20 protein-coding genes are annotated in these 18,492 nt (G+C 56.8%); 12 read left to right on the top strand and 8 right to left on the bottom strand.

The window, feature by feature from the left end:
- Positions 1 to 148: 148 nt before the first annotated feature.
- Entirely contained in the window at positions 149 to 757 is a 609-nt protein-coding gene (locus GRI35_RS10840; protein WP_160614175.1) for an outer membrane protein, read from the top strand.
- A gap of 227 nt (positions 758 to 984) precedes the next feature.
- The gene (locus GRI35_RS10835; RefSeq protein WP_160614174.1) at positions 985 to 1,470 is read left to right on the top strand and encodes a hypothetical protein; all 486 of its coding nucleotides are present in this window, start codon (positions 985 to 987) and stop codon (positions 1,468 to 1,470) included.
- A gap of 57 nt (positions 1,471 to 1,527) precedes the next feature.
- On the opposite strand, the gene GRI35_RS10830 is transcribed toward GRI35_RS10835, so the two are convergent.
- Complete coding sequence (locus tag GRI35_RS10830) at positions 1,528 to 2,160, bottom strand: phosphoribosylanthranilate isomerase (RefSeq protein ID WP_160614173.1); 633 nt, start codon at positions 2,158 to 2,160, stop codon at positions 1,528 to 1,530.
- Between the two features lie 107 nt (positions 2,161 to 2,267).
- Here GRI35_RS10830 and GRI35_RS10825 point away from each other — a divergent pair, with 107 nt between their 5' ends.
- Positions 2,268 to 2,759 carry a DUF4019 domain-containing protein gene (locus GRI35_RS10825; protein ID WP_160614172.1) on the top strand — a complete coding sequence of 164 codons (492 nt, stop codon included), beginning with the start codon at positions 2,268 to 2,270 and terminating at the stop codon, positions 2,757 to 2,759.
- Between the two features lie 42 nt (positions 2,760 to 2,801).
- Here GRI35_RS10825 and bla read toward each other — a convergent pair whose 3' ends face one another.
- The 4 genes from bla to purB all read right to left on the bottom strand — a co-directional run bounded on the left by bla (position 2,802) and on the right by purB (position 6,123).
- Positions 2,802 to 3,614 carry a subclass B1 metallo-beta-lactamase gene (gene bla, locus GRI35_RS10820; protein ID WP_407985168.1) on the bottom strand — a complete coding sequence of 271 codons (813 nt, stop codon included), beginning with the start codon at positions 3,612 to 3,614 and terminating at the stop codon, positions 2,802 to 2,804.
- Between the two features lie 60 nt (positions 3,615 to 3,674).
- Positions 3,675 to 4,349, bottom strand: coding sequence for an orotidine-5'-phosphate decarboxylase (pyrF, locus tag GRI35_RS10815; protein ID WP_160614170.1), 675 nt, complete (start codon positions 4,347 to 4,349; stop codon positions 3,675 to 3,677).
- Positions 4,346 to 4,720, bottom strand: a complete 375-nt coding sequence (locus GRI35_RS10810) for a LapA family protein (protein ID WP_160614169.1) — start codon at positions 4,718 to 4,720, stop codon at positions 4,346 to 4,348. The genes pyrF and GRI35_RS10810 overlap by 4 nt, the downstream gene beginning before the upstream one ends.
- Before the next feature lie 92 nt (positions 4,721 to 4,812).
- Complete coding sequence (gene purB / locus GRI35_RS10805) at positions 4,813 to 6,123, bottom strand: adenylosuccinate lyase (RefSeq protein WP_160614168.1); 1,311 nt, start codon at positions 6,121 to 6,123, stop codon at positions 4,813 to 4,815.
- Positions 6,124 to 6,364: 241 nt separating this feature from the next.
- Between purB and GRI35_RS10800 the strand changes: the two genes are divergently transcribed.
- Positions 6,365 to 9,154: a DUF3857 domain-containing protein gene (locus GRI35_RS10800; RefSeq protein ID WP_160614167.1), complete on the top strand. Its 2,790-nt coding sequence runs from the start codon at positions 6,365 to 6,367 to the stop codon at positions 9,152 to 9,154.
- A 16-nt stretch (positions 9,155 to 9,170) separates the two neighbouring features.
- Here the strand turns inward: GRI35_RS10800 and radC are convergent, their stop codons facing one another.
- Complete coding sequence (gene radC / locus GRI35_RS10795) at positions 9,171 to 9,869, bottom strand: RadC family protein (protein WP_160614166.1); 699 nt, start codon at positions 9,867 to 9,869, stop codon at positions 9,171 to 9,173.
- 66 nt (positions 9,870 to 9,935) lie between these two features.
- Here radC and GRI35_RS10790 point away from each other — a divergent pair, with 66 nt between their 5' ends.
- From GRI35_RS10790 to GRI35_RS10755, 8 genes are all read left to right on the top strand, one after another.
- Positions 9,936 to 13,178, top strand: coding sequence for an intermembrane phospholipid transport protein YdbH family protein (locus GRI35_RS10790; RefSeq protein ID WP_160614165.1), 3,243 nt, complete (start codon positions 9,936 to 9,938; stop codon positions 13,176 to 13,178).
- Positions 13,175 to 13,435 (top strand): YnbE family lipoprotein, encoded by a 261-nt coding sequence (locus tag GRI35_RS10785; RefSeq protein WP_160614164.1) that lies wholly within the window; start codon positions 13,175 to 13,177, stop codon positions 13,433 to 13,435. The genes GRI35_RS10790 and GRI35_RS10785 overlap by 4 nt, the downstream gene beginning before the upstream one ends.
- 25 nt (positions 13,436 to 13,460) lie before the next feature.
- Positions 13,461 to 13,847 (top strand): YdbL family protein, encoded by a 387-nt coding sequence (locus tag GRI35_RS10780; RefSeq protein WP_160614163.1) that lies wholly within the window; start codon positions 13,461 to 13,463, stop codon positions 13,845 to 13,847.
- Positions 13,848 to 14,003: 156 nt separating this feature from the next.
- A complete protein-coding gene (locus GRI35_RS10775; protein ID WP_160614162.1) occupies positions 14,004 to 14,339 on the top strand; it encodes an AtpZ/AtpI family protein in 336 nt (111 codons plus the stop codon).
- Between the two features lie 68 nt (positions 14,340 to 14,407).
- The gene (locus GRI35_RS10770; RefSeq protein WP_160614868.1) at positions 14,408 to 15,166 is read left to right on the top strand and encodes a F0F1 ATP synthase subunit A; all 759 of its coding nucleotides are present in this window, start codon (positions 14,408 to 14,410) and stop codon (positions 15,164 to 15,166) included.
- A 60-nt stretch (positions 15,167 to 15,226) separates the two neighbouring features.
- Positions 15,227 to 15,454: a F0F1 ATP synthase subunit C gene (locus GRI35_RS10765; protein ID WP_160603973.1), complete on the top strand. Its 228-nt coding sequence runs from the start codon at positions 15,227 to 15,229 to the stop codon at positions 15,452 to 15,454.
- Between the two features lie 73 nt (positions 15,455 to 15,527).
- Positions 15,528 to 16,022, top strand: coding sequence for a F0F1 ATP synthase subunit B family protein (locus tag GRI35_RS10760; RefSeq protein WP_160614161.1), 495 nt, complete (start codon positions 15,528 to 15,530; stop codon positions 16,020 to 16,022).
- A complete protein-coding gene (locus GRI35_RS10755; protein ID WP_160614160.1) occupies positions 16,015 to 16,554 on the top strand; it encodes a F0F1 ATP synthase subunit B family protein in 540 nt (179 codons plus the stop codon). Before GRI35_RS10760 ends, GRI35_RS10755 begins: the two co-directional genes overlap by 8 nt.
- A gap of 132 nt (positions 16,555 to 16,686) precedes the next feature.
- On the opposite strand, the gene GRI35_RS10750 is transcribed toward GRI35_RS10755, so the two are convergent.
- Together GRI35_RS10750 and gloB are read right to left on the bottom strand one after the other, a co-directional pair.
- Positions 16,687 to 17,661, bottom strand: coding sequence for an NADPH:quinone oxidoreductase family protein (locus GRI35_RS10750; RefSeq protein WP_160614159.1), 975 nt, complete (start codon positions 17,659 to 17,661; stop codon positions 16,687 to 16,689).
- A 5-nt stretch (positions 17,662 to 17,666) separates the two neighbouring features.
- Positions 17,667 to 18,422, bottom strand: a complete 756-nt coding sequence (gloB, locus tag GRI35_RS10745) for a hydroxyacylglutathione hydrolase (protein ID WP_160614158.1) — start codon at positions 18,420 to 18,422, stop codon at positions 17,667 to 17,669.
- Positions 18,423 to 18,492: the final 70 nt, after the last annotated feature.

Genomic DNA, 18,492 nt, shown 5'->3' with positions numbered 1-18,492 from the left:
ATTAACGTATAGTTGCATTAATGCGACATATTCAAAAATGTATCCTTTCGTGAAATTTGTCAGTTGAAGTTCAGGTTTGAGGGCCGACATAATTCCCCACGCCGTTCACCCCCTTTACCCGGACGGTTTGAATTGAAAGGAATTTTCTATGCGTAAGATTGGACTTACACTCACCGCTGCGGCGATTGCCGTTGTTGGCGCAACACCAGCTTTGGCGCAGGATAGCGATGACGCTACTGGCGCGCGCGTGGCTATCATCACCGGTATCGACAGCGTCAATATCGAAGACGGAAGCGAAGAAGACATCCTCTACGGCGTTACCGCAGGATACGATTTCGATCTTGGCGGCGCAGTGGTCGGTATCGAAGCCGAATATGCCGATTCTTCGGTCGGCGCTAGCGACACGAACGTCCTGATCGCTGGTGACCGTGTCGAGATCGGTGCGGAGCGTGATCTGTATGTTGGCGTTCGCGTCGGCGCATCGCTTGGCGGCGGCGGCATCGTCTATGCCAAAGGTGGCTACACCAATGCCCGTATCGGCAGCGAATATGATGATGGCACCACGCTGGTAGAGCTTGCCGATGATCTCGACGGATTCCGTCTGGGCGTTGGTGCAGAATTCCCCTTGGGCGAATCGGCATTTGTTCGCGGCGAGTATCGCTACAGCGACTATGGTGAACTCCGCATCGGCGGCGCGTTGACCGGGCTTGACCTATCGCGCCATCAAGGTGTTGTGGGTGTTGGCTTCAAATTCTAAGAAACGCTTGAATCACGATCGGGAAGGGCGGCTCTTTTAGGCCGCCCTTTTCCGTTTGTGTCGTGAGCGCCAGCACATTCGTGATACAGTCCGCCCGAAGTGGCGAAATTGTCACAATCAAATTCGTTCAACTTCTTTGGCATTCAATTTCGTTGCACTTTCAGACGGGCGAGATAACTTGTTTTTCTTGAATGGCCGAGACGGCTATTGAAAAAGGAATTTATTTCATGCGCAATTTTGCAATTATAGTGGCTGCTGCAACGGCAGCCTTCGCCTCGCCAGTATTCGCACAGGACAGCGACGGCGCAAATGGAGAAGTCCGTGTTGAAGGGCGTACCGGTATCCTCATCGGTGGCGGCGATTCCGACTTTTTCGGCGGTATTGGTGCCGGCTATGATTATGATTTCGGCAAGGGCGGTTTTATGGGTATCGAAGCCTCCGCAGACAAGATATTTGCTAACAACACCCGCGTGACCGTAGGCGGCAGTGCCCGCCTTGGGGTGGTTACCGAAGGTGGAGGCAAGCTGTACGTGGCCGGCGGTTATCAGACCAAGCCATGCGCTACATGCGGCGATGCTTGGAGCGTTGGCGGCGGTTTCCAAGTTCCGTTTGGCGAGAGCCTTTACGGAAAGATGGAATATCGCGAATTCCTAGCGAATGGTGGCAACCCCAACTACCGTGGCGTCGCAGTCGGGCTCGGAATGCGTTTCTAAGCTTCCAGATCAAATCTAATACGGGAAGGGCGGCTCTTTTGGGCCGCCCTTTTCGATTCAGGCGGCGCGAACTGCCTCACAGAATGCTCTAATTTTTGCCTCGTCTTTGACGCCTGGTGCGCTCTCTACACCCGATGACGTGTCGACCAGCCCCGTACCGGTTTGCCTGATCGCTTCCGCTACATTGTCGGGAGTAAGACCTCCGGCAAGACCCCATGGCATCTGATGGTCGAATTCGGTCAGCAAGCTCCAGTCGAAGCTCGTGCCTGTACCTCCGGGTAGCGCCTTAGCCGGGGCATCAAACAACAGCCGGTCGACTTTACCGTCATAACGGGCAGATTTTGCGAGGGTTGGTGCGTCTTTGACTCCCAGCGCTTTCCACACCTCCAGCTTCAACTGGTCACTAACCAGAGCGCACCATTCGGGTGTTTCATTGCCGTGGAACTGGATCACATCGGGCTTCACAGCCTCTATTGCGCGCGATGTAGTCTCGATGTCGGCATTGACGAGCAATAGAACTGCCTTCGCTCTCCCGCGCGCCATCGCCCTCAGCCGGGATGCATCGGGCAATGCAATATGGCGCGGGCTGGGCTCGAAATATACAAGCCCGATATGCGTTGCGCCTGCATCAAGAGCTGCGCTCATTGCTTCGGAGGTGGTGATTCCGCAGATTTTGATTTGAGTGGTCATCAGAAGTGAGCACTTAGACGACCAAATACGCAAGACAAGGGGGCCGAGGCTTGCAGGTTCACAGGAAAGTAGGCAACAACAAAGACATATACATTCTCGGGGTGCTAATGACAAACTGGATACCAAGGGCCTTCATCGTTTTTTTTGCTACACTGATTTTGGCGGCCTGCGGTGTTCAGGAAAATATCGAAGAAGGACAAACCGAAGTCCGGAACTTCCAGTTTCACTACGATGCCCGCGAATTTGAGGATATATGGGCTCGGTCGTCTTCAAAGATGAAGAAGGCGATCAAGAAAGAGGATTTCCTCGACTTGCTTGCCAATATCAGGCGGATACTTGGGAAGAATGTGGAAAGCACCCAGTCCGGTTGGAAACTGGAGAAAGTGCCGCAAGGGAATTTCCTGGTAATCACAATGCAAACGCAATTCGAGCGCGGCACAGGCGTAGAGATATTTACATTGGAACGGGTTGGCGACATCATCAAAGTGGCAGGGTATCACGTGGATTCGCCGGACATGATGCGCACACTTTTGCGCGAGTCATCCGAGAACAGAGAAGGCGCAAACGTTGAATTAATCGATGATGTCGATCCGGAATAGATCGCGCGAAGGCAGGTTGGGCGTTGCGATATCAGTCATGTGCTAAAGCTCCTTTGCCAACTTCAACGTACGCTCAATCGCATCGCGGTCTTCGGCGGTCGAGTTGCTCATGGCAATGACGCTGGCATCTGGAAATGCGGTTTCAAAGTTACGAACCGCCTGTGCGTAATAGTCTGTGTTCGCGTCTTTCAAATTGCCAAGCGATTTGGCGTCTGATCCCTTTATCAAGCCTCCTGCGAACGCGACAGATGTGCCCATAACGCCGACTGTTATGTTATCGGTAGTATGGCCGGGCCCCGGATAATAAAGGCGCAGCGGCGCAAGGGACATATCCTCCGGGTTTCTCGCCCATCCGTCACCATCAAATATCAACTTGTTCTGCGCCGGCGTTAGCTGTTTGTCCGGCGCGATACGGTTGGTCATCGGATGCGCATAGGTGGCGACACCGGCGCTATGCAGCGCATCAATGCCGCCCATGGCATCGCTATGCGCATGAGTGATCACTGCGGCGCGGATAGGGCGGTTCAGCTCACTCGCGGCCCATGCGATGATCACATCGGTCTGGGACGCAGTCCAGCCCGTGTCTACCAATATGGATGTGTCACCGTGCACCACGATCAGCCCGTTAGATGGCACCGCGCCGAAGCCCGGCAGATCAAGGTAAGATGTATGTTGCCAGACGGTCGGAGCAAGCTGCTGGAAACTTAGCCCCGCAAAACGGATGATATCGGCGCGCTCGGCCTCTTGGATGGCTATAGAGGGGCGTATTTCGCGATAGGTGCAGCCTGTCACCGCAAGCGTGGCAGCAAAGAGAATCGCCGAAAACAAGCTGTGCGCCATACGCTTCATATCGATATTTCACCGGATGGTGGGATCACATAGGTAGCCACTGCTGCGGTCATTCCGAGAGCCTTGTTACAGCGTCGCTTCGATGTCCCGCGCTGCCTGCACCGGATCGGCTGCGCGGCTGATTGGCCGTCCGATGACCAGCACACTGGCCCCGTCATCGCGAGCCTTGCGCGGGCTAACGACGCGTTTCTGGTCACCTGCTGCGCTTCCTGCCGGGCGCAGGCCGGGGACGACGAAGAAACCATCTTTCCATTGCTTGTGCGCAGCGGCGACTTCCTGGCCGGAGCAGACGATGCCGTCGATGCCCGAGTCATGCGCGAGTTCGGTCAGGCGCATAACGTGGTCATGCGGTGTACCGCCAACGCCGGTCCGCACGAGATCGCGTTCGTCGAGGCTGGTGAGCATCGTGACTGCGACAACCTTGGTATGTTCGCTGGCTGCGGCTTTCGCGTCTTCCAACATAGCGCGACCGCCGCTGGCGTGAACTGTGACGATAGAGGGTTCCAGCACATGAATCGCCTGCATTGCGCCCGCGACCGTATTGGGAATGTCGTGCAGTTTCAGATCGAGGAAAATCGGTAGTCCGACTTGCGCGATTTCATGGACGCCATGCGATCCGTGCGCACAGAAGAATTCGAGGCCGAGCTTTACTCCGCCGACATGCGCTTTGACCTTTTCCGCAAGGGCTTTGGCCGCCTCCAGCTGCGGCAGGTCCAGCGCGACATAGACCGGATTGCTCATGGTTGGCTCGATGGAGTTGGCGTTGGTTTTAGTTTCTCAGCGGAGTCGGGCGATTCAACAGATGTTGGGTCAACGGGTGTTGGAGCGGATTGTACAGGCGGCGATACAGCGGCAGCATGTGCGGCGTTCTCAAGTGTCTTGATCCGGCGGTTAAGGCGCCATTTCACGCCGCGATGGAACAGCCACATAGGCAGGAAGCCTGCGAGAAAGAACACGATGGCGATGAACCCGACTGGCCAGTCGAACAGGATGCTCTTGCCACCTTCGCGCGGCCAGATGATCACATTGTGGGATTCGCCCCAGTTCACATAGACAAAGATCGTTACCACCACCGCCAATATGATCCACAGGATGGTACGAACGATTCTCATTGCGTTACTCCGTTAGCGTTGTGGGGATGCTAGGCGGGTTGTCTTGCGAAGTGAAGGGCACGACTCGCGGTGCCGACTTCACGGCAGTGTCGTCAGCCAAACACGCGCGCGAAAATCGTGTCGACTTGCTTGAAATGGTAATCGAGATCGAACTTCGATTCGATGTCCTCGACCGACAATGCGGCGGTCACTTCCTGATCCGCTTTGAGCAAATCCAGCAGCGCGACCGCACCGTCGGATTCCCATACTTTCATCGCGTTGCGTTGGACGAGCCGGTACGCATCTTCGCGGCTGACACCGGCCTGCGTTAGTGCGAGCAGCACACGTTGGGAATGAATCAGACCGCCCATTCGGTCCATGTTTTTCTGCATACGTTCGGGATAAATGAGCAGCTTATCGATCACGCCGGTAAGACGCCCCAGCGCAAAGTCGAGAGTGATTGTGGCGTCGGGTCCGATGAAGCGCTCGACCGAAGAGTGCGAGATATCCCGCTCGTGCCACAGAGCGACGTTTTCCAGAGCAGGCACCGCATAACCACGGATCATCCGGGCTTGGCCGGTGAGATTCTCGGTCAAGATCGGATTGCGCTTATGCGGCATTGCCGAACTGCCTTTTTGCCCGGGAGAGAAATATTCTTCCGCTTCAAGCACTTCGGTGCGCTGAAGATGGCGGACTTCGACCGCGACACGCTCAATTGAGCCAGCGATCACGGCCAGGGTCGAGAAAAACATCGCATGGCGATCACGCGGAATGACTTGCGTAGAAATCGGCTCGATGGCCAGCCCCAGCTGCTCCGCGACATGTGCTTCGACGCTGGGGTCGATATTGGCGAATGTGCCAACCGCGCCGGAGATCGCGCAGGTGGCGATTTCTTCGCGTGCAGCGATAAGACGTGTTTTGCAGCGATCAAACTCGGCATAGGCCTGCGCCAGCTTCAAGCCGAAGGTCACCGGCTCAGCGTGGATGCCATGGCTGCGGCCGATGGTGGGCGTGTATTTGTGCTCCTCCGCGCGGCGTTTAATCGCGGCGAGCAGCAGATCGAGGTCTTCCAGCAATATGTCCGCAGAGCGGGCCAACTGGACCGCGAGCGTGGTGTCGAGTACGTCCGAGCTGGTCATGCCCTGATGCATGAAGCGGGCTTCGTCACCGACTTGCTCGGCTACCCATGTCAGGAAGGCGATCACATCATGCTTGGTTACCGCTTCGATGGCGTCGATAGCAGGCACGTCGATGACCGGATCAGTCGCCCACCAATCCCACAGCGCTTTCGCCGCACTTTCCGGAACTACGCCGAGTTCGCCCAGTTTCTCGGTTGCGTGTGCTTCAATCTCGAACCAGATTTTGTAGCGCGCTTCCGCCTCCCAGATGGCAGACATTGCGGGGCGGGCATAACGCGGGACCATGGGATACTCCGGAGGTGATTCTGTTCGGTGCTGTATTAGCGCAGGCGGCTAGGGCGCGCACCCTGCAATGGCAAGGGGCTCGCCGCGTCTAATCGGTCGATAGAATAGTAAATAGCTGATCTATCGTGAAATAGACCGGCTGACCTGCCGAATATTCATTGCATGGGGGCATTCAGTCTGTAGGTTGTTTTGCAGCAGTTGACATCATCGCCGGCTGTCTGGTTTTCTTTAGGGGCTCTTCATGAACACATTCGCTGGCATCAGCGCTTTCGCAATTATTGCCATCTCGGCACCAGCCTATGCCGGCGAAGTTGTTTTGTATGAAGATGTTCCGGCCTGGGTCGATGTCGCTGAAATCGATATGAGCAGCGTTGCCGATGGCCCTTCTGAAGTGTTGGTCGATTGGCAATACCGGCTCGAAGGCGGCACGGTGCATGAATATCATGATCGGATTGTCCGTATTGACAATCTGCAGGCCCTAACGTCCGAAGGGACGCTCAAGATGACATGGGCGCCGGACAAGGGTGACCTGTTTGTTCACAGGCTCGAGATTATCCGCGGCGATGAAGTGATCGATCTCATCGCAGAGGGAACAGAATTTGAAATTCTGCGGCGGGAACAAGGGCTGGAACGGCGTTTGCTGGATGGCCGGCTGACCGCGACTTTGGCTGTGCCGAAATTGCAAGAAGATGATTTACTCCGCGTGGCGCACACCATCACAATCGACGATCAGGCGCTAGGCGATGAAATGCAGGCGCTGCAATATTTGCCGTCCGAGCCCTACCGGGTGGGGCAATCGCGCGTCGTGATGAGTTGGCCGAAAGATTCGGGCATCACCTATCAGGCAGGGCCGGACGTCGAAGTGCCCGATTTGGAAGTGCGCGATGGCTTTGAATATTTGACCATCGATTTGCCCCTGGCAAAGCGCGAAGATTTTCCGGGTGACGCACCATCACGTTTCCGCCGCGCACCGATATTGCGCGCGGGCAGCTTCGATAGCTGGCAGGAATTGTCGCAAGTAATGGAGCCGCATTTCACTGCAGCTGCGGAATTGTCAGACGATGGTGCCGTCGCCAGCGAAGCCAAGGCAATCATGGCCAAAACGGATGACCCGTTGAAACGCACAGAGCTGGCCGTGCGTATGGTGCAGGATCAGGTGAGCTATCTGCTCGATGGTCTGGATGGTGGTAACTATCTGCCGCAAAGCGCGGAAGATACATGGGAAAAGCGCTACGGCGATTGCAAAGCCAAATCGGTCCTGTTGCTCGCTCTGCTACAATATATGGGTATCGAGTCCGACGTGGTTTTGGTGGCGACACGCGGCGGCGATGCGACGCCGGAATTGCTGCCATTACCAGCATCCTTTGATCACATGATCGTGCGCGCAAATGTGAATGGCACGGATTACTGGCTCGATGGTACGACCACCGCGACCCGTATCACCAATATGGATACGGTCCCCGCGTTTCATTACGCTTTGCCGTTGAAACCCGGCGGGGCTGGGTTGGTGCCAATGACCGACCGCCCAATGTCCAGCGCGAATGTGGTAATAAAGCTGGAGGCCGATCACTCGGCAGGTGTCGATTTGCCTGCACTGATTTCCGTCGAAATGCAGATGTTCGGCGCTGCCGGCGCGCAGTTCAAGGCCATCGTCGACGAGGGTGATCCCGAAACCGAGAAACGCTGGCGCAATATGTCGGGCGGCTCGATGGGTATCGGGCAAATCAGCTCGGTCGAGTTTGCCTATGATGACGAATTGGCAATGGGTTCCATTAAGATGGAAGGCGTTTCCCAGCCCATGTTCGACTATGACAAGGGCGAATTGACGATGGAAGCGGACGGGATCGGGCGGCAACGTGCGTTCTCACCAAACCGCGCGCGTCCGAAATGGAAGAATATTCCCGTCGCGACGCGTGGTCCCAGCCGTTCAATCATGATGAATTCGGTTTTGCTTCCTGGCAATGCCGATGATTATACGATCAACGGCGACCAGTCGCTCGATCAAGGTTACGCCAATACACGGGTGATCCGGAATGCGTCTCTGGAAGACGGGCGCTTCACTTTTGAACAACAACAAGTGAACGGTCTGGGGGAGATCGCGCCTGAAGATATTCCGGCAGCGCGGCTGGCCTCGCTAAAGCTCACCAAAGCGGATCTTACAGTCGATGCGCCGACAAACAGCGTCCGGCGCTGGGAACGTGATCGCGCGGCTTTGGATACGCTGACGGCATCGGCGCGGAAGCGTTACGATATGGCGGTCGCAGAGGCTGATGATGACGAGTTCGGCCCGCTGCAATCCCGCGCGCAATTCTTCAACACGATCTACGACTTCGACAATGCGCAGAAGGATCTCGGCGTGATTATCGCGGAAGAGCCGACCGCAGACCTGTTGATGTCACGGGCAGATATGTACGAGGCGCTTGGACGCATCGATGATGCCATCGCTGACATTCGCGCCGCATATGAATTGTCGCCCGAAAACTACATTGCCTACGCCGAGGCGCGTTTGCTGCGGCAAACGGGCAGGGCGGATGAGGCGCTGGCACTGATTGAGGCGTTACCGATCGGGGAAGAGGATCTGGACGATTTCGCGTCCGAACGCGCTTATGCAATGGCGATGGGCGGCGATCTGGACGGTGGTTTGGCGCTGCTGGCGGAACGTATTGAGGAAGAACCCGACTCAGGCAGTCTGCTTAACGATGCGTGTTGGTATCGCGGAATCTTCAATGTCTCGCTGGATGACGCCATGGCGATCTGCACCAAAGCCATCGAGCGGGCTGGAAATCCGGCGAGTGCAATCGATAGCCGTGCGATGATCCATTACCGATTGGGCGAGTTGGACCAAGCACTGGCTGATCTGGATTCGGCTCTCAAACTCAATCCCGAATTGTCCGCCTCGCGCTTTATGCGGGGCATTGTTATGCAGGCGCAGGGCAATAATGCGGATGGTGCCGAGCAAATCCGGCAAGCGCTGCTCAAATGGCCTTATCTCGAACAGCACTACAAGCTGTATGGGATTGAGCCTCAGTAGCGCACGAGTTCCGGCGCTAAATAAGCCCCTTGGCGCGCAGCGATGAATGCCCGTCGCGGCCCACAATCACATGGTCGTGGACGGTGATGCCCAGTAGGCGCCCCGCCTCGGCGATCTTATTGGTGATCTGAATATCCGCGCGGCTTGGCTCGGGATTGCCGCTCGGGTGATTGTGGACGAGTATCAGCGCGGTCGCCCCGATATCGAGACCGCGCCGGATCACTTCGCGCGGATGGATTGCGGCTTCATCGATAGATCCGTCGCCAACATGATGATCCAGGATCAACCGGTTTTGTGCGTTAAGATAGAGTACCCGCACGCGCTCGACCGTTAGATGCGCCATATCGATAGTGAGATAGTCGAGCAGGGCCTGCCAACTCCCTAGAACCGGCTTTTGTGAGACTTCACTGCGGGCCATGCGCCTCGCGGCAAGAGCGACGCTTTTGAGAGCAGCCGCGCTGGTTTCACCGACGCCTTTCACATCGGTCAGGGCGCCCGCTTCCGCATTGAGCACGCCTGACAGCGAACCGAAGCGCGCGATCAGCGCCTTTGCAACAGGCTTCGTGTCGCCCTGCTTAATCGCGGCAAACAGCAAATATTCCAGCACTTCGTAATCGGCGAGAGCTTCGGCGCCGCCTTCCAGCAAACGCTTGCGCAACCGCGCGCGGTGACCGGCACCACCATGTTTTGATGTGTTTTCGCCTGCTTGCGCCACAATTGGTCCTGCGTTGGTTGCTGTACTGCATTGCCTTTGCTGCGCCCAACGCGCAAGTAGCGAGCGATGGCGTCGCAAGCGGACATAGATGCGGAAATGGAGGCTCCGGCACCGGTGCTGAAGAAACGCCGCTGTATATATCGTGTCGTGTTCGGCCTTCTGATTATCCTGTTTGCTCTGGTGATTTACGGCTGGACTATGCGAGAGCAGCTCGCTCGCGATCTGATCGGCGAACAGCTTGCGGGTCTGGATCTACCAGCGACCTACACGATCGAGGATATTTCGACCGATAGGCAGGTATTGACCAATATCGTGGTTGGCGATCCGGATGATCCGGATCTGACGATCGAACGGGCTGAAATTGCGCTCGCCTATGGTTTCGGCGTGCCCGAGATTGGCCGAATAACGCTGATAAGGCCACGGCTTTACGGGTCATTTGTCGATAATGCGCTGAGTTTTGGCAGTCTCGACACAATCATTTTTGCTGAATCTGACGACCCTGCCGGATTGCCGGCTTGGGATGTGAATCTGGTCGATGGGCGCGCGTTAATCGAAAGCGACTATGGCGACATCGGGCTCAAAGCCGAGGGTGCGGGACGGCTTGATGGTGGTTTCGCAGGCATCGTCGCGGCTGTAGCTCCTGAAGCCCAATATGGCGGCTGCAGCGCGGAACAGGCCAGCCTTTATGGTGATATTGCGACGTCCTCCGGTAAGATCAGCTTGGAAGGTCCGGTTCGAATTGCGTCTTTGCGCTGCCCCGAAAGCGGAGTGGTGTTGCAAGACTTCGGCTACCAAGCCTCCACACAGATAGACGCAGATTTTGCGGGCATTTCGGTTGATGGAACTCTATCAACCGGCCTGCTTGACGGTGCAGTGGTCAGGATGAACCGGCTTTCAGGACCGCTTAGTATTGCGTTTAAGGACGACAAGCTGGACTCCCGCTTCATGATTACTGCCGATGCATTGACTTCGCAGCAAGTCGCGGCGCGGTCGCTGGAAGTGGACGGCAGCCTGCGTATGCGGGACGACTTCAGCACTGCCGAATTGCAGGCTGACGTCGCTGGCTCCGCAGTAACGATCAGCGATGGCGCGACCGTTCAGCTGACGGAACTCGAAACCGCAACCGAGGGCACGCTGCTCCAACCCCTGATTGCCAAGCTGAGCGGTGCTTTGATCCGCGAAGTGCGCGATACCACTTTGCAAGCAAGTCTGATCGGGCGGCAAGAGGGTGACGTGCGATCGCTCGTCATTCCGCAAGCGACATTGCGCGGGCAGGGCGGTTCTCAGCTTCTGTCGCTATCGCGCCTGCAATATGCGCAGAACGGTGCGCGTACGCCAAGAGTGTCGGGCAATTTCCGCGTTGGCGGACGCGACTTACCACCGCTGGTTGGGCGGATGGAGTTCACCGGATCAGGGCAGTCGGTTTTCCGTGTCCGGATGGACAGGTATTCTGCAGGGGATAGCAGCATTGCCTTGCCGGAAATGCTGGTCACACAAAATGCGTCCGGTGCAATTACTTTCGCCGGCAATGTAACTGCGAGCGGTCCGCTGCCTGGTGGCGCTGCGCGCAGTCTTTCATTGCCTGTCGATGGTAGTTGGAGTTCGGTTGCGGGCCTGCAGCTGTGGCGGCAATGCACACAGATCGGCTTCGATAGCCTCGCCTTTGCCAATCTTGCATTGTCGAGCCGCAGCGTGACTTTGTGTCCGGCAAAAGGGCGCGCGATTGTAACCCAGAATGCGAGCGGGTTGCGAATCGCCGCTGGCGCTCCATCGCTAGACCTGTCCGGAACACTGGCCGGAACGCCTATTCGGCTGTCCAGCGGTCCTGTGGGGCTGGCTTATCCCGGCGTTGCTTCGGCTAAGGCTCTGAATATTGCGCTTGGCCCCGAAGAAGAGGCCAGCCGGTTTATTATATCCGATCTCGTCGCGAGACTGGGTGAAGGGGTCGCGGGATCATTCTCAGGCGCAGATATCGGGCTTTTCGCCGTGCCTATCGACCTGCAGCAGAGCTCCGGCGAATGGGAGTACACTGATGGTGTTCTGACGATTACCAATGGGCAGTTCACTCTCGTCGACCGTGCGCCAGAGCCCCGCTATTTCCCGTTTGTCGCGCGCGGTGCAACTTTGACGCTTGCCGACAATGTGATTCAGGCCAACGCCACATTGCGCGCGCCGGAAAGCGACCGTGCGATCAGCGATATCGCGATCCGGCACAATCTGAATGACAGTACCGGCTTTGCCGATTTGGCTGTCGATGGTGTATTGTTCGACGATACTCTTCAGCCGGAAGATCTGACGGAGTTGGCTAAGGGCGTTGTGGCCAATGTCAAAGGCCTCGTCACTGGTAGCGGCCGGGTCGACTGGAACGCGCAAGAGGTCACCAGTTACGGTGCATTCTCGTCCGAATCGCTTGATCTTGCCGCCCTATTCGGTCCCGTGCGCGGGGCATCGGGCACGGTTGAGTTTGTCGATCTGCTCAGCCTTACGACGGCACCCGACCAGCGGATCAAAGTTGCATCGGTCAATCCGGGGATCGAAGCGGTTGATGGCGAAATAGGCTTCAGTCTGCGGGACGGCCAATTCCTGGGCGTAACGGGCGGCACTTGGCCATTCATGGGCGGCACGCTGACTTTGCGTCCGGTGAACCTCAATCTGAGTGCTGTCGAACGGCGCCGCTACGTTCTCGCCGTTGAAGGTCTCGATTCGGCGATCTTTGTCGAGAACATGGAGCTTAGCAACCTCTCCGCGAAAGGCGTGTTCGATGGCCAGCTACCTATCGTATTTGACGAATTGGGTTTTGGACAGGTCGAGGGCGGGCAGTTGCAATCGCGCGCCGGCGGCAATGTGTCTTACGTTGGTGAGCTGACTTACGAAGACCTCTCACCGATGGCCAATTACGCCTTTAACACACTAAAAAGTCTGGATTATACTTCCATGCGGATTGATATTGCAGGGCCGCTTACGGGCGATATCGTAACCAAGCTGGCCATCAAGGGTGTCCGTCAGGGCGAGGGCACCAAGCAGAATTTCATAACCCGCCAGCTCGCTGATCTGCCGATCCAGTTCAACGTCAACATCAAGGCGCCATTTTACAAATTGCCCGAAGTGATGCGGGCCATTTACGACCCGGCGACAATCGCGATCCCGGCAGAGCTCGGGCGCATTTCGGAAGATGGAAAGCGGTTTATTCCCGCAGCACGGCGCGCGCCTGCGCCGGAAATGCCCGCTTTACCAAACAGTCCAACACCGGACGCGATTAAACCAGATGAATCGACCATTCAGACTTCAGACAGCGAGGAACTGCCATGAACAGGCTTGAATTGACCTTGAGCGGACAGGCTGCAACACCTCGCATCATACAGGGGATGCAGATGAACGGGAAAAGGCGCACGATATCGGCGGCATCGGCGATATTAGGGGTTTTGGTGCTGAGCGGCTGTATTACCGTGAATGCACCGACAGAGCCCATTGTGATCGAGTTGAACATTAATATCACCGCTGACGTGGTGCTGAGCCTTGCGGAAGACGCGGATAAGGCGATTGAAGAAAACGCAGACATCTTCTGACGATGGCTGGACGAAAGGTACGACGATGAAAAAGTCACTGACAATTTTGGCGGCAGCGGCAATCGCGCTGACCGGGCTCGCGGGCACCGCCTATGCGCAGCGCGATCCCGCCTATGCCGCCGCACGTGCTGCAGGCCAAGTGGGTGAAAAGATGGACGGCTATCTCGGGATAGTCGGTACAGAGACGCCCGCATTGACGCGTATCGTCACCAACATCAATATCCAGCGGCGCGAGGTATATACCGAGAACGCGTCGAGCAGCGGCTCGACTATCGAGCAATTTGCTTTCACTTCCGGCTGTAAGGCCATTGCACGCACCGTGCCGGGTGAAAAATATCAGGCCCCTGATGGTTCGTGGCAGACCCGCACCAGTGCCCCACCAATCCGCGATAGTCGCTGCGCCGGGGTCTGAAGTACGATAAAAGCGTATTAAGCCGATTTACCCCAAAAATGTTGCAGGTGCGAGATTGCGCCGGTTGACTTCAAAACACCCCCCGCCTAAGGGGGCCTCGCCCTCGGCGGGCAGCTTATTTGCCCGTGTCGTGTACCCCTCAAATAGGAGCAAGACATGAGCGACGAGAAGCCCGCACGGGAACCTATCGCCGAGGATGCGCGCATTGATGCGCTCGAAGCGCGGCTCAAAGCCGCGAAAGAGCGTGAAAGTGAACGCAACCGGCCGCAAAGCTCGGGAACCGATGCGAATTATCGCAGCGGAAACCGGGTATTGGCGGATCTGCTTGGTGGTATTCTCGGCGGTGTGATTATCGGCGTAACGATTGACTATTTCGCCGGTACATCGCCCTGGGGTCTGTTGGTGGGATTGTTCCTCGGGATAATCGTTGCTTTCAGGAACATTTTTCGAATGGCGAGCACGCAGTCGGATGACCCACCTAAGGGTGAATAACCGCAGCGATTGCTCTTAACGCGTAGGGACGTTCAGACGTGGCAGCCGAAGAAGGCAAAGTCGATCCGATGAAGCAGTTCGCGATCGAGCCCTTGATGGGTTCGAATTCGTGGGAACTCGCGGGATTCAATATCGCCTTTACGAACAGTGCGATGTGGATGGTTATCACGACAATCGTGCTGACCTTATTCGTTGTGGGCGGCATGAAGCGCGAGCTTGTGCCTGGCCGTTGGCAAATGATGGTTGAGACCTTTACCGGTTTCATCGATGATATGCTGGAAGCGAATGTGGGCAAAGCGGGGCGCAAATATGTGCCCTATATCTTCAGCCTGTTCATGTTTATCCTGTTCGCCAACCTACTCGGTCTTCTTCCGCTGGGTCTTATCGGGGTCCACCCGTTCACCTTTACCAGCCACTTTACCGTCACCGGCGTTCTTGCGATCATCAGTTTCTCGATCGTCCTCATCGTCGGTTTCTGGAAGCACGGCATCAAGTTTTTCAGCCTGTTCGTGCCGCATGGCACGCCGCTGCCGATGATTCCGATCATTTTCCCGATCGAGTTGATCTCGTTCCTGGTCCGTCCGTTCAGCCTCGCGCTACGTTTGTTCGTTGCGATGATGGCGGGGCACGTTCTGCTCAAAGTTCTGTCGAGCTTCGTGATCGACGGTACCAATGCAGGTGCAGGATTTGCGGCACTGGTTGCGGTCCCCAGCTTCATTTTGATGGTTGGCATCAGCGCGCTGGAAATTCTGGTCGCGGGCATTCAGGCATATGTTTTCGCGCTGTTGACGTCACTGTACATCAACGACGCCGAGCATCTTCACTAAGACGACGTCGTCATTAAGTTACTGATAAACAATTACAGATTTTTCTAAGGAGTAAGTACAATGGATCCAGCAGCAGCAAAGCTCATCGGCGCAGGTCTCGCCGCTATCGGTGCCGGCATGGCCGCTATCGGTGTTGGTAACGTCTTCGGTTCGTTCCTCGAGAGCGCACTTCGCAATCCAGGCGCAGCAGATGGTCAACAAGGCCGCCTGTTCATCGGCTTCGCCGCAGCCGAGCTTCTCGGCCTGCTGGCGTTCGTCGTCGCGATGATCCTGATCTTCGTCGCCTAACATATCACCAAGCCGGCCCGGCTTCGGCCGGGCCGGCTTGGTATTCCTCTGCTAAAAGCCGGGACCTGATCCTATGCCTCAGATAGCTCAGATAATGGAAACCTATTCCAGCCAGATTTTCTGGTTGCTGGTGACCTTTGGGTTTGTCTTCTTCGTTGTCGGCCGCGGTATGGTACCGCGTGTCATGGAAACCGTTGCCCAGCGCGACGATCAGATCGCCAGCGATCTGGCCGCTGCGGAAGCTGCGCGTAATCAGGCTGACGAAGAAGAAGAGGCATGGCGCAAGCGCGAGAATGAAAATCGCGCTGAAGCTCAGGCTGTAATCGCCAAGGCGAAGGCTGATGCCGCCGCCGCAAGCGAAAAGAAACTGGCTGCGGCGCAGAAGCGTCTCGATACCAAGCTTGCGAAAGCAGAAGTCGAGATTGAAGAAGCACGCACTGCCGCGCTGACCGAAGTTGAAGCGGTTGCCGCGGAAGCCGCACAGGATATCGTTAAGCGGCTCGCTGGTGTTGAAGTGACTGCGGCGAGTGCCAAGTCCGCTGTGAAGAAAGCGATGACCAATGCATAGCTCGTTGAACGTCTTGTCTGTCGGTATCGGTGCACCCGTAGATTCAGGTGGTCCGGCGCTATGGGGCATGGAGCCTTACGTCATCGTGTCGATTTCGATGGCCGTGCTGATCCTTGTCATGCTGTGGAAGAAAGTCCCCGGCATGATCACGGGCGGCCTCGACAACAAGATTGCCGCGATCCGCGAACAGCTCGACGAAGCGAAGAAGCTGCGCGCCGAGGCGGAAGCACTTCGTAACGAATATGCCGCGAAAATTGCTGGTGCCGAAAAAGACGCCGAAGCAATGATGGAAGGCGCGCAAAAAGAAGCCGAAGCAATCGTTGCCAAGGCTGAAGAAGACAGCAAAGCGATGGTGGCCCGCCGCAAGAAAATGGCGGAAGACAAGATCGCCGCTGCGGAACGTGATGCGGTGGACGATGTTCGCGCTCGTGCTGCCAACGCTGCGACCGTTGCTTCCAAAGAGCTGATTGCGAAGAAGCATGACGCAGCTGCTGACGGCAAGCTTGCCGACCAGGTGATTGCGGGTATCTAATTTTCTGACAATATCAAAGAGCTAAGGGCGGTCCGTTGGGCCGCCTTTTTCGTTTGCACCGAGTTTCGGCGAAGGCCGGACTCTCGGTATAACTTGCGCCAAGCTGACTGAGGCCGCTGCCTTCGCAGGGGATCACGGTATGAGAATGACTTTGCCTACCAATTCGCGGTTCGCCATCGCTTCAAACGCCTGACGCCATTCGGAAAGCGGCAGCGCTCTATCGATGGCGGGGGTGATCTGTCCGGCGCTGGCCATACGCGAGACTTCATCCGCAATACTCTTGCCGCGATCCGGAAAGCGGCGAGCATATTCACCCGCGCGCACTCCGACGACAGAGAAACCTTTGATCAGCGGAATGTTAGTCGCGATGTCGGCGATGCGCCCGCCCACAAAGCCCACTACCAGCAGCTTTCCTGCGAAGGCCACACAGCGCGTGCTCTCATCGAATATGTCACCACCGACCGTATCCAATACCAAGTCGCATAGCTTGCCATCGGTGATCTCGGCGACCTGTTCACGAAAGCGGCCTACGCTCTCGATCACGGCATCGGGTGCGTATAGCGCGCCAATCCGCTCCATTTTTTCGGGTGAACCAGTCGCAGCGATCACTTTCGCGCCGAGCGACTTGGCCAGATCAATTGCGGCTAACGAAACGCCGCCGCTGGCCCCATGTACAAGAACCCACTGACCAGCTTCGAGCGCTCCTTGCTCTACCAGCGCCGTGTATGCCGTAGTGTAGGCCGCGCCGAGAGCGGCGGCTTTGGGATAGTCCAAACCCTCTGGGACAAGGCGTAGATTGCGCTCGGGCACTGCAGCATATCCTGCCATCGCGCCGGTCTTTGACCCGCCCATGACCCGATCACCGACTGCGAGGGAACTGTCGGTATCGACCGCGATCACTTCGCCGGATAGTTCCATACCGGAGATGAAGGGCGGTTCGGGTTTGAACTGATATTCTCCGCGCGTCATCAGCAGATCGGGGAAGTTGAGCGATGTGGCATGGATGCGAACCAGCGCTTCACCCGGTCTGCGCTTAGGCACGGGCAAGTCGACTAACTCGCAGCCTGAAAGGTCAGAGCTTAGCGATGTGACTTGGAGGGCCCGCATAAGGCTTAGAAATTATCCTTGCCCGCCCGGAGCGCTGCGAAGGTCGCCTCGGGCGTGTCACCGCCCCATTTTGCCATCAGAGCCGGATTGTCGGCGCGCAGGAAAGGGTTGGTGTCGAGCTCACGCGCAAGCCCCATTGGCACAGTGGGCGTGTTCTCAGCGCGCTTACGATCAATCTCGGCCGCGTAATCGGCGAGGGCAGTGTTCTCCGGATCGGCATGCAGCGCAAACTTGGCATTCGCCTGTGTGTATTCATGCGCGCAATAGAGCGTGGTCTCCGGCGGAAGCGCTTTGATCCGTTCCAAGCTGGCCCAAAATTGCTCCGGCGTGCCTTCGAACATCCGCCCGCAGCCCAAAGCAAACACAGCATCGCCGACAAAGGCAATGCCAGCCTCGGCAATGTGAATCGCAATATGGCCGTTGGTGTGGCCACTTACGTCGATCACATCGCCCGTAAATTCACCTAGCGAGACTGTATCACTGTGTTTGATGATGACATCGGGCTTCGCAATCTTTTCAACTTCTGCAGGGCCGATCACGGTGCAGCCGGTCGCCGCTTTGATCTCTTCATTGCCGCCGGCATGGTCCGGATGCCAATGGGTGTTCCAGATGTGGGTGATCGTCCAACCCTTCGCATCGGCCTGTTTGAGATACTCCTTGGCATCTGGCGTATCGATGCAGGTCGTCTCGCCGCTGGCGGGATCGTGGACGAGATATCCGTAATTGTCGGAGAGGCAGGGAAACTGGTGAATCTGTAGCATGAGCACAGTCTATCTGCGGCGGCCCAAATAGGAAAGCCCGCTTGCTCATCTGAGCAAACGGGCCTCCTAA

Origin of the sequence: Pontixanthobacter aestiaquae (assembly GCF_009827455.1) — a bacterium.
Taxonomy (GTDB): Bacteria; Pseudomonadota; Alphaproteobacteria; order Sphingomonadales; family Sphingomonadaceae; genus Pontixanthobacter; species Pontixanthobacter aestiaquae.
Note: the sequence above shows the minus strand (reverse complement) of the source record. Positions and strands in the feature narration are given on the sequence as shown.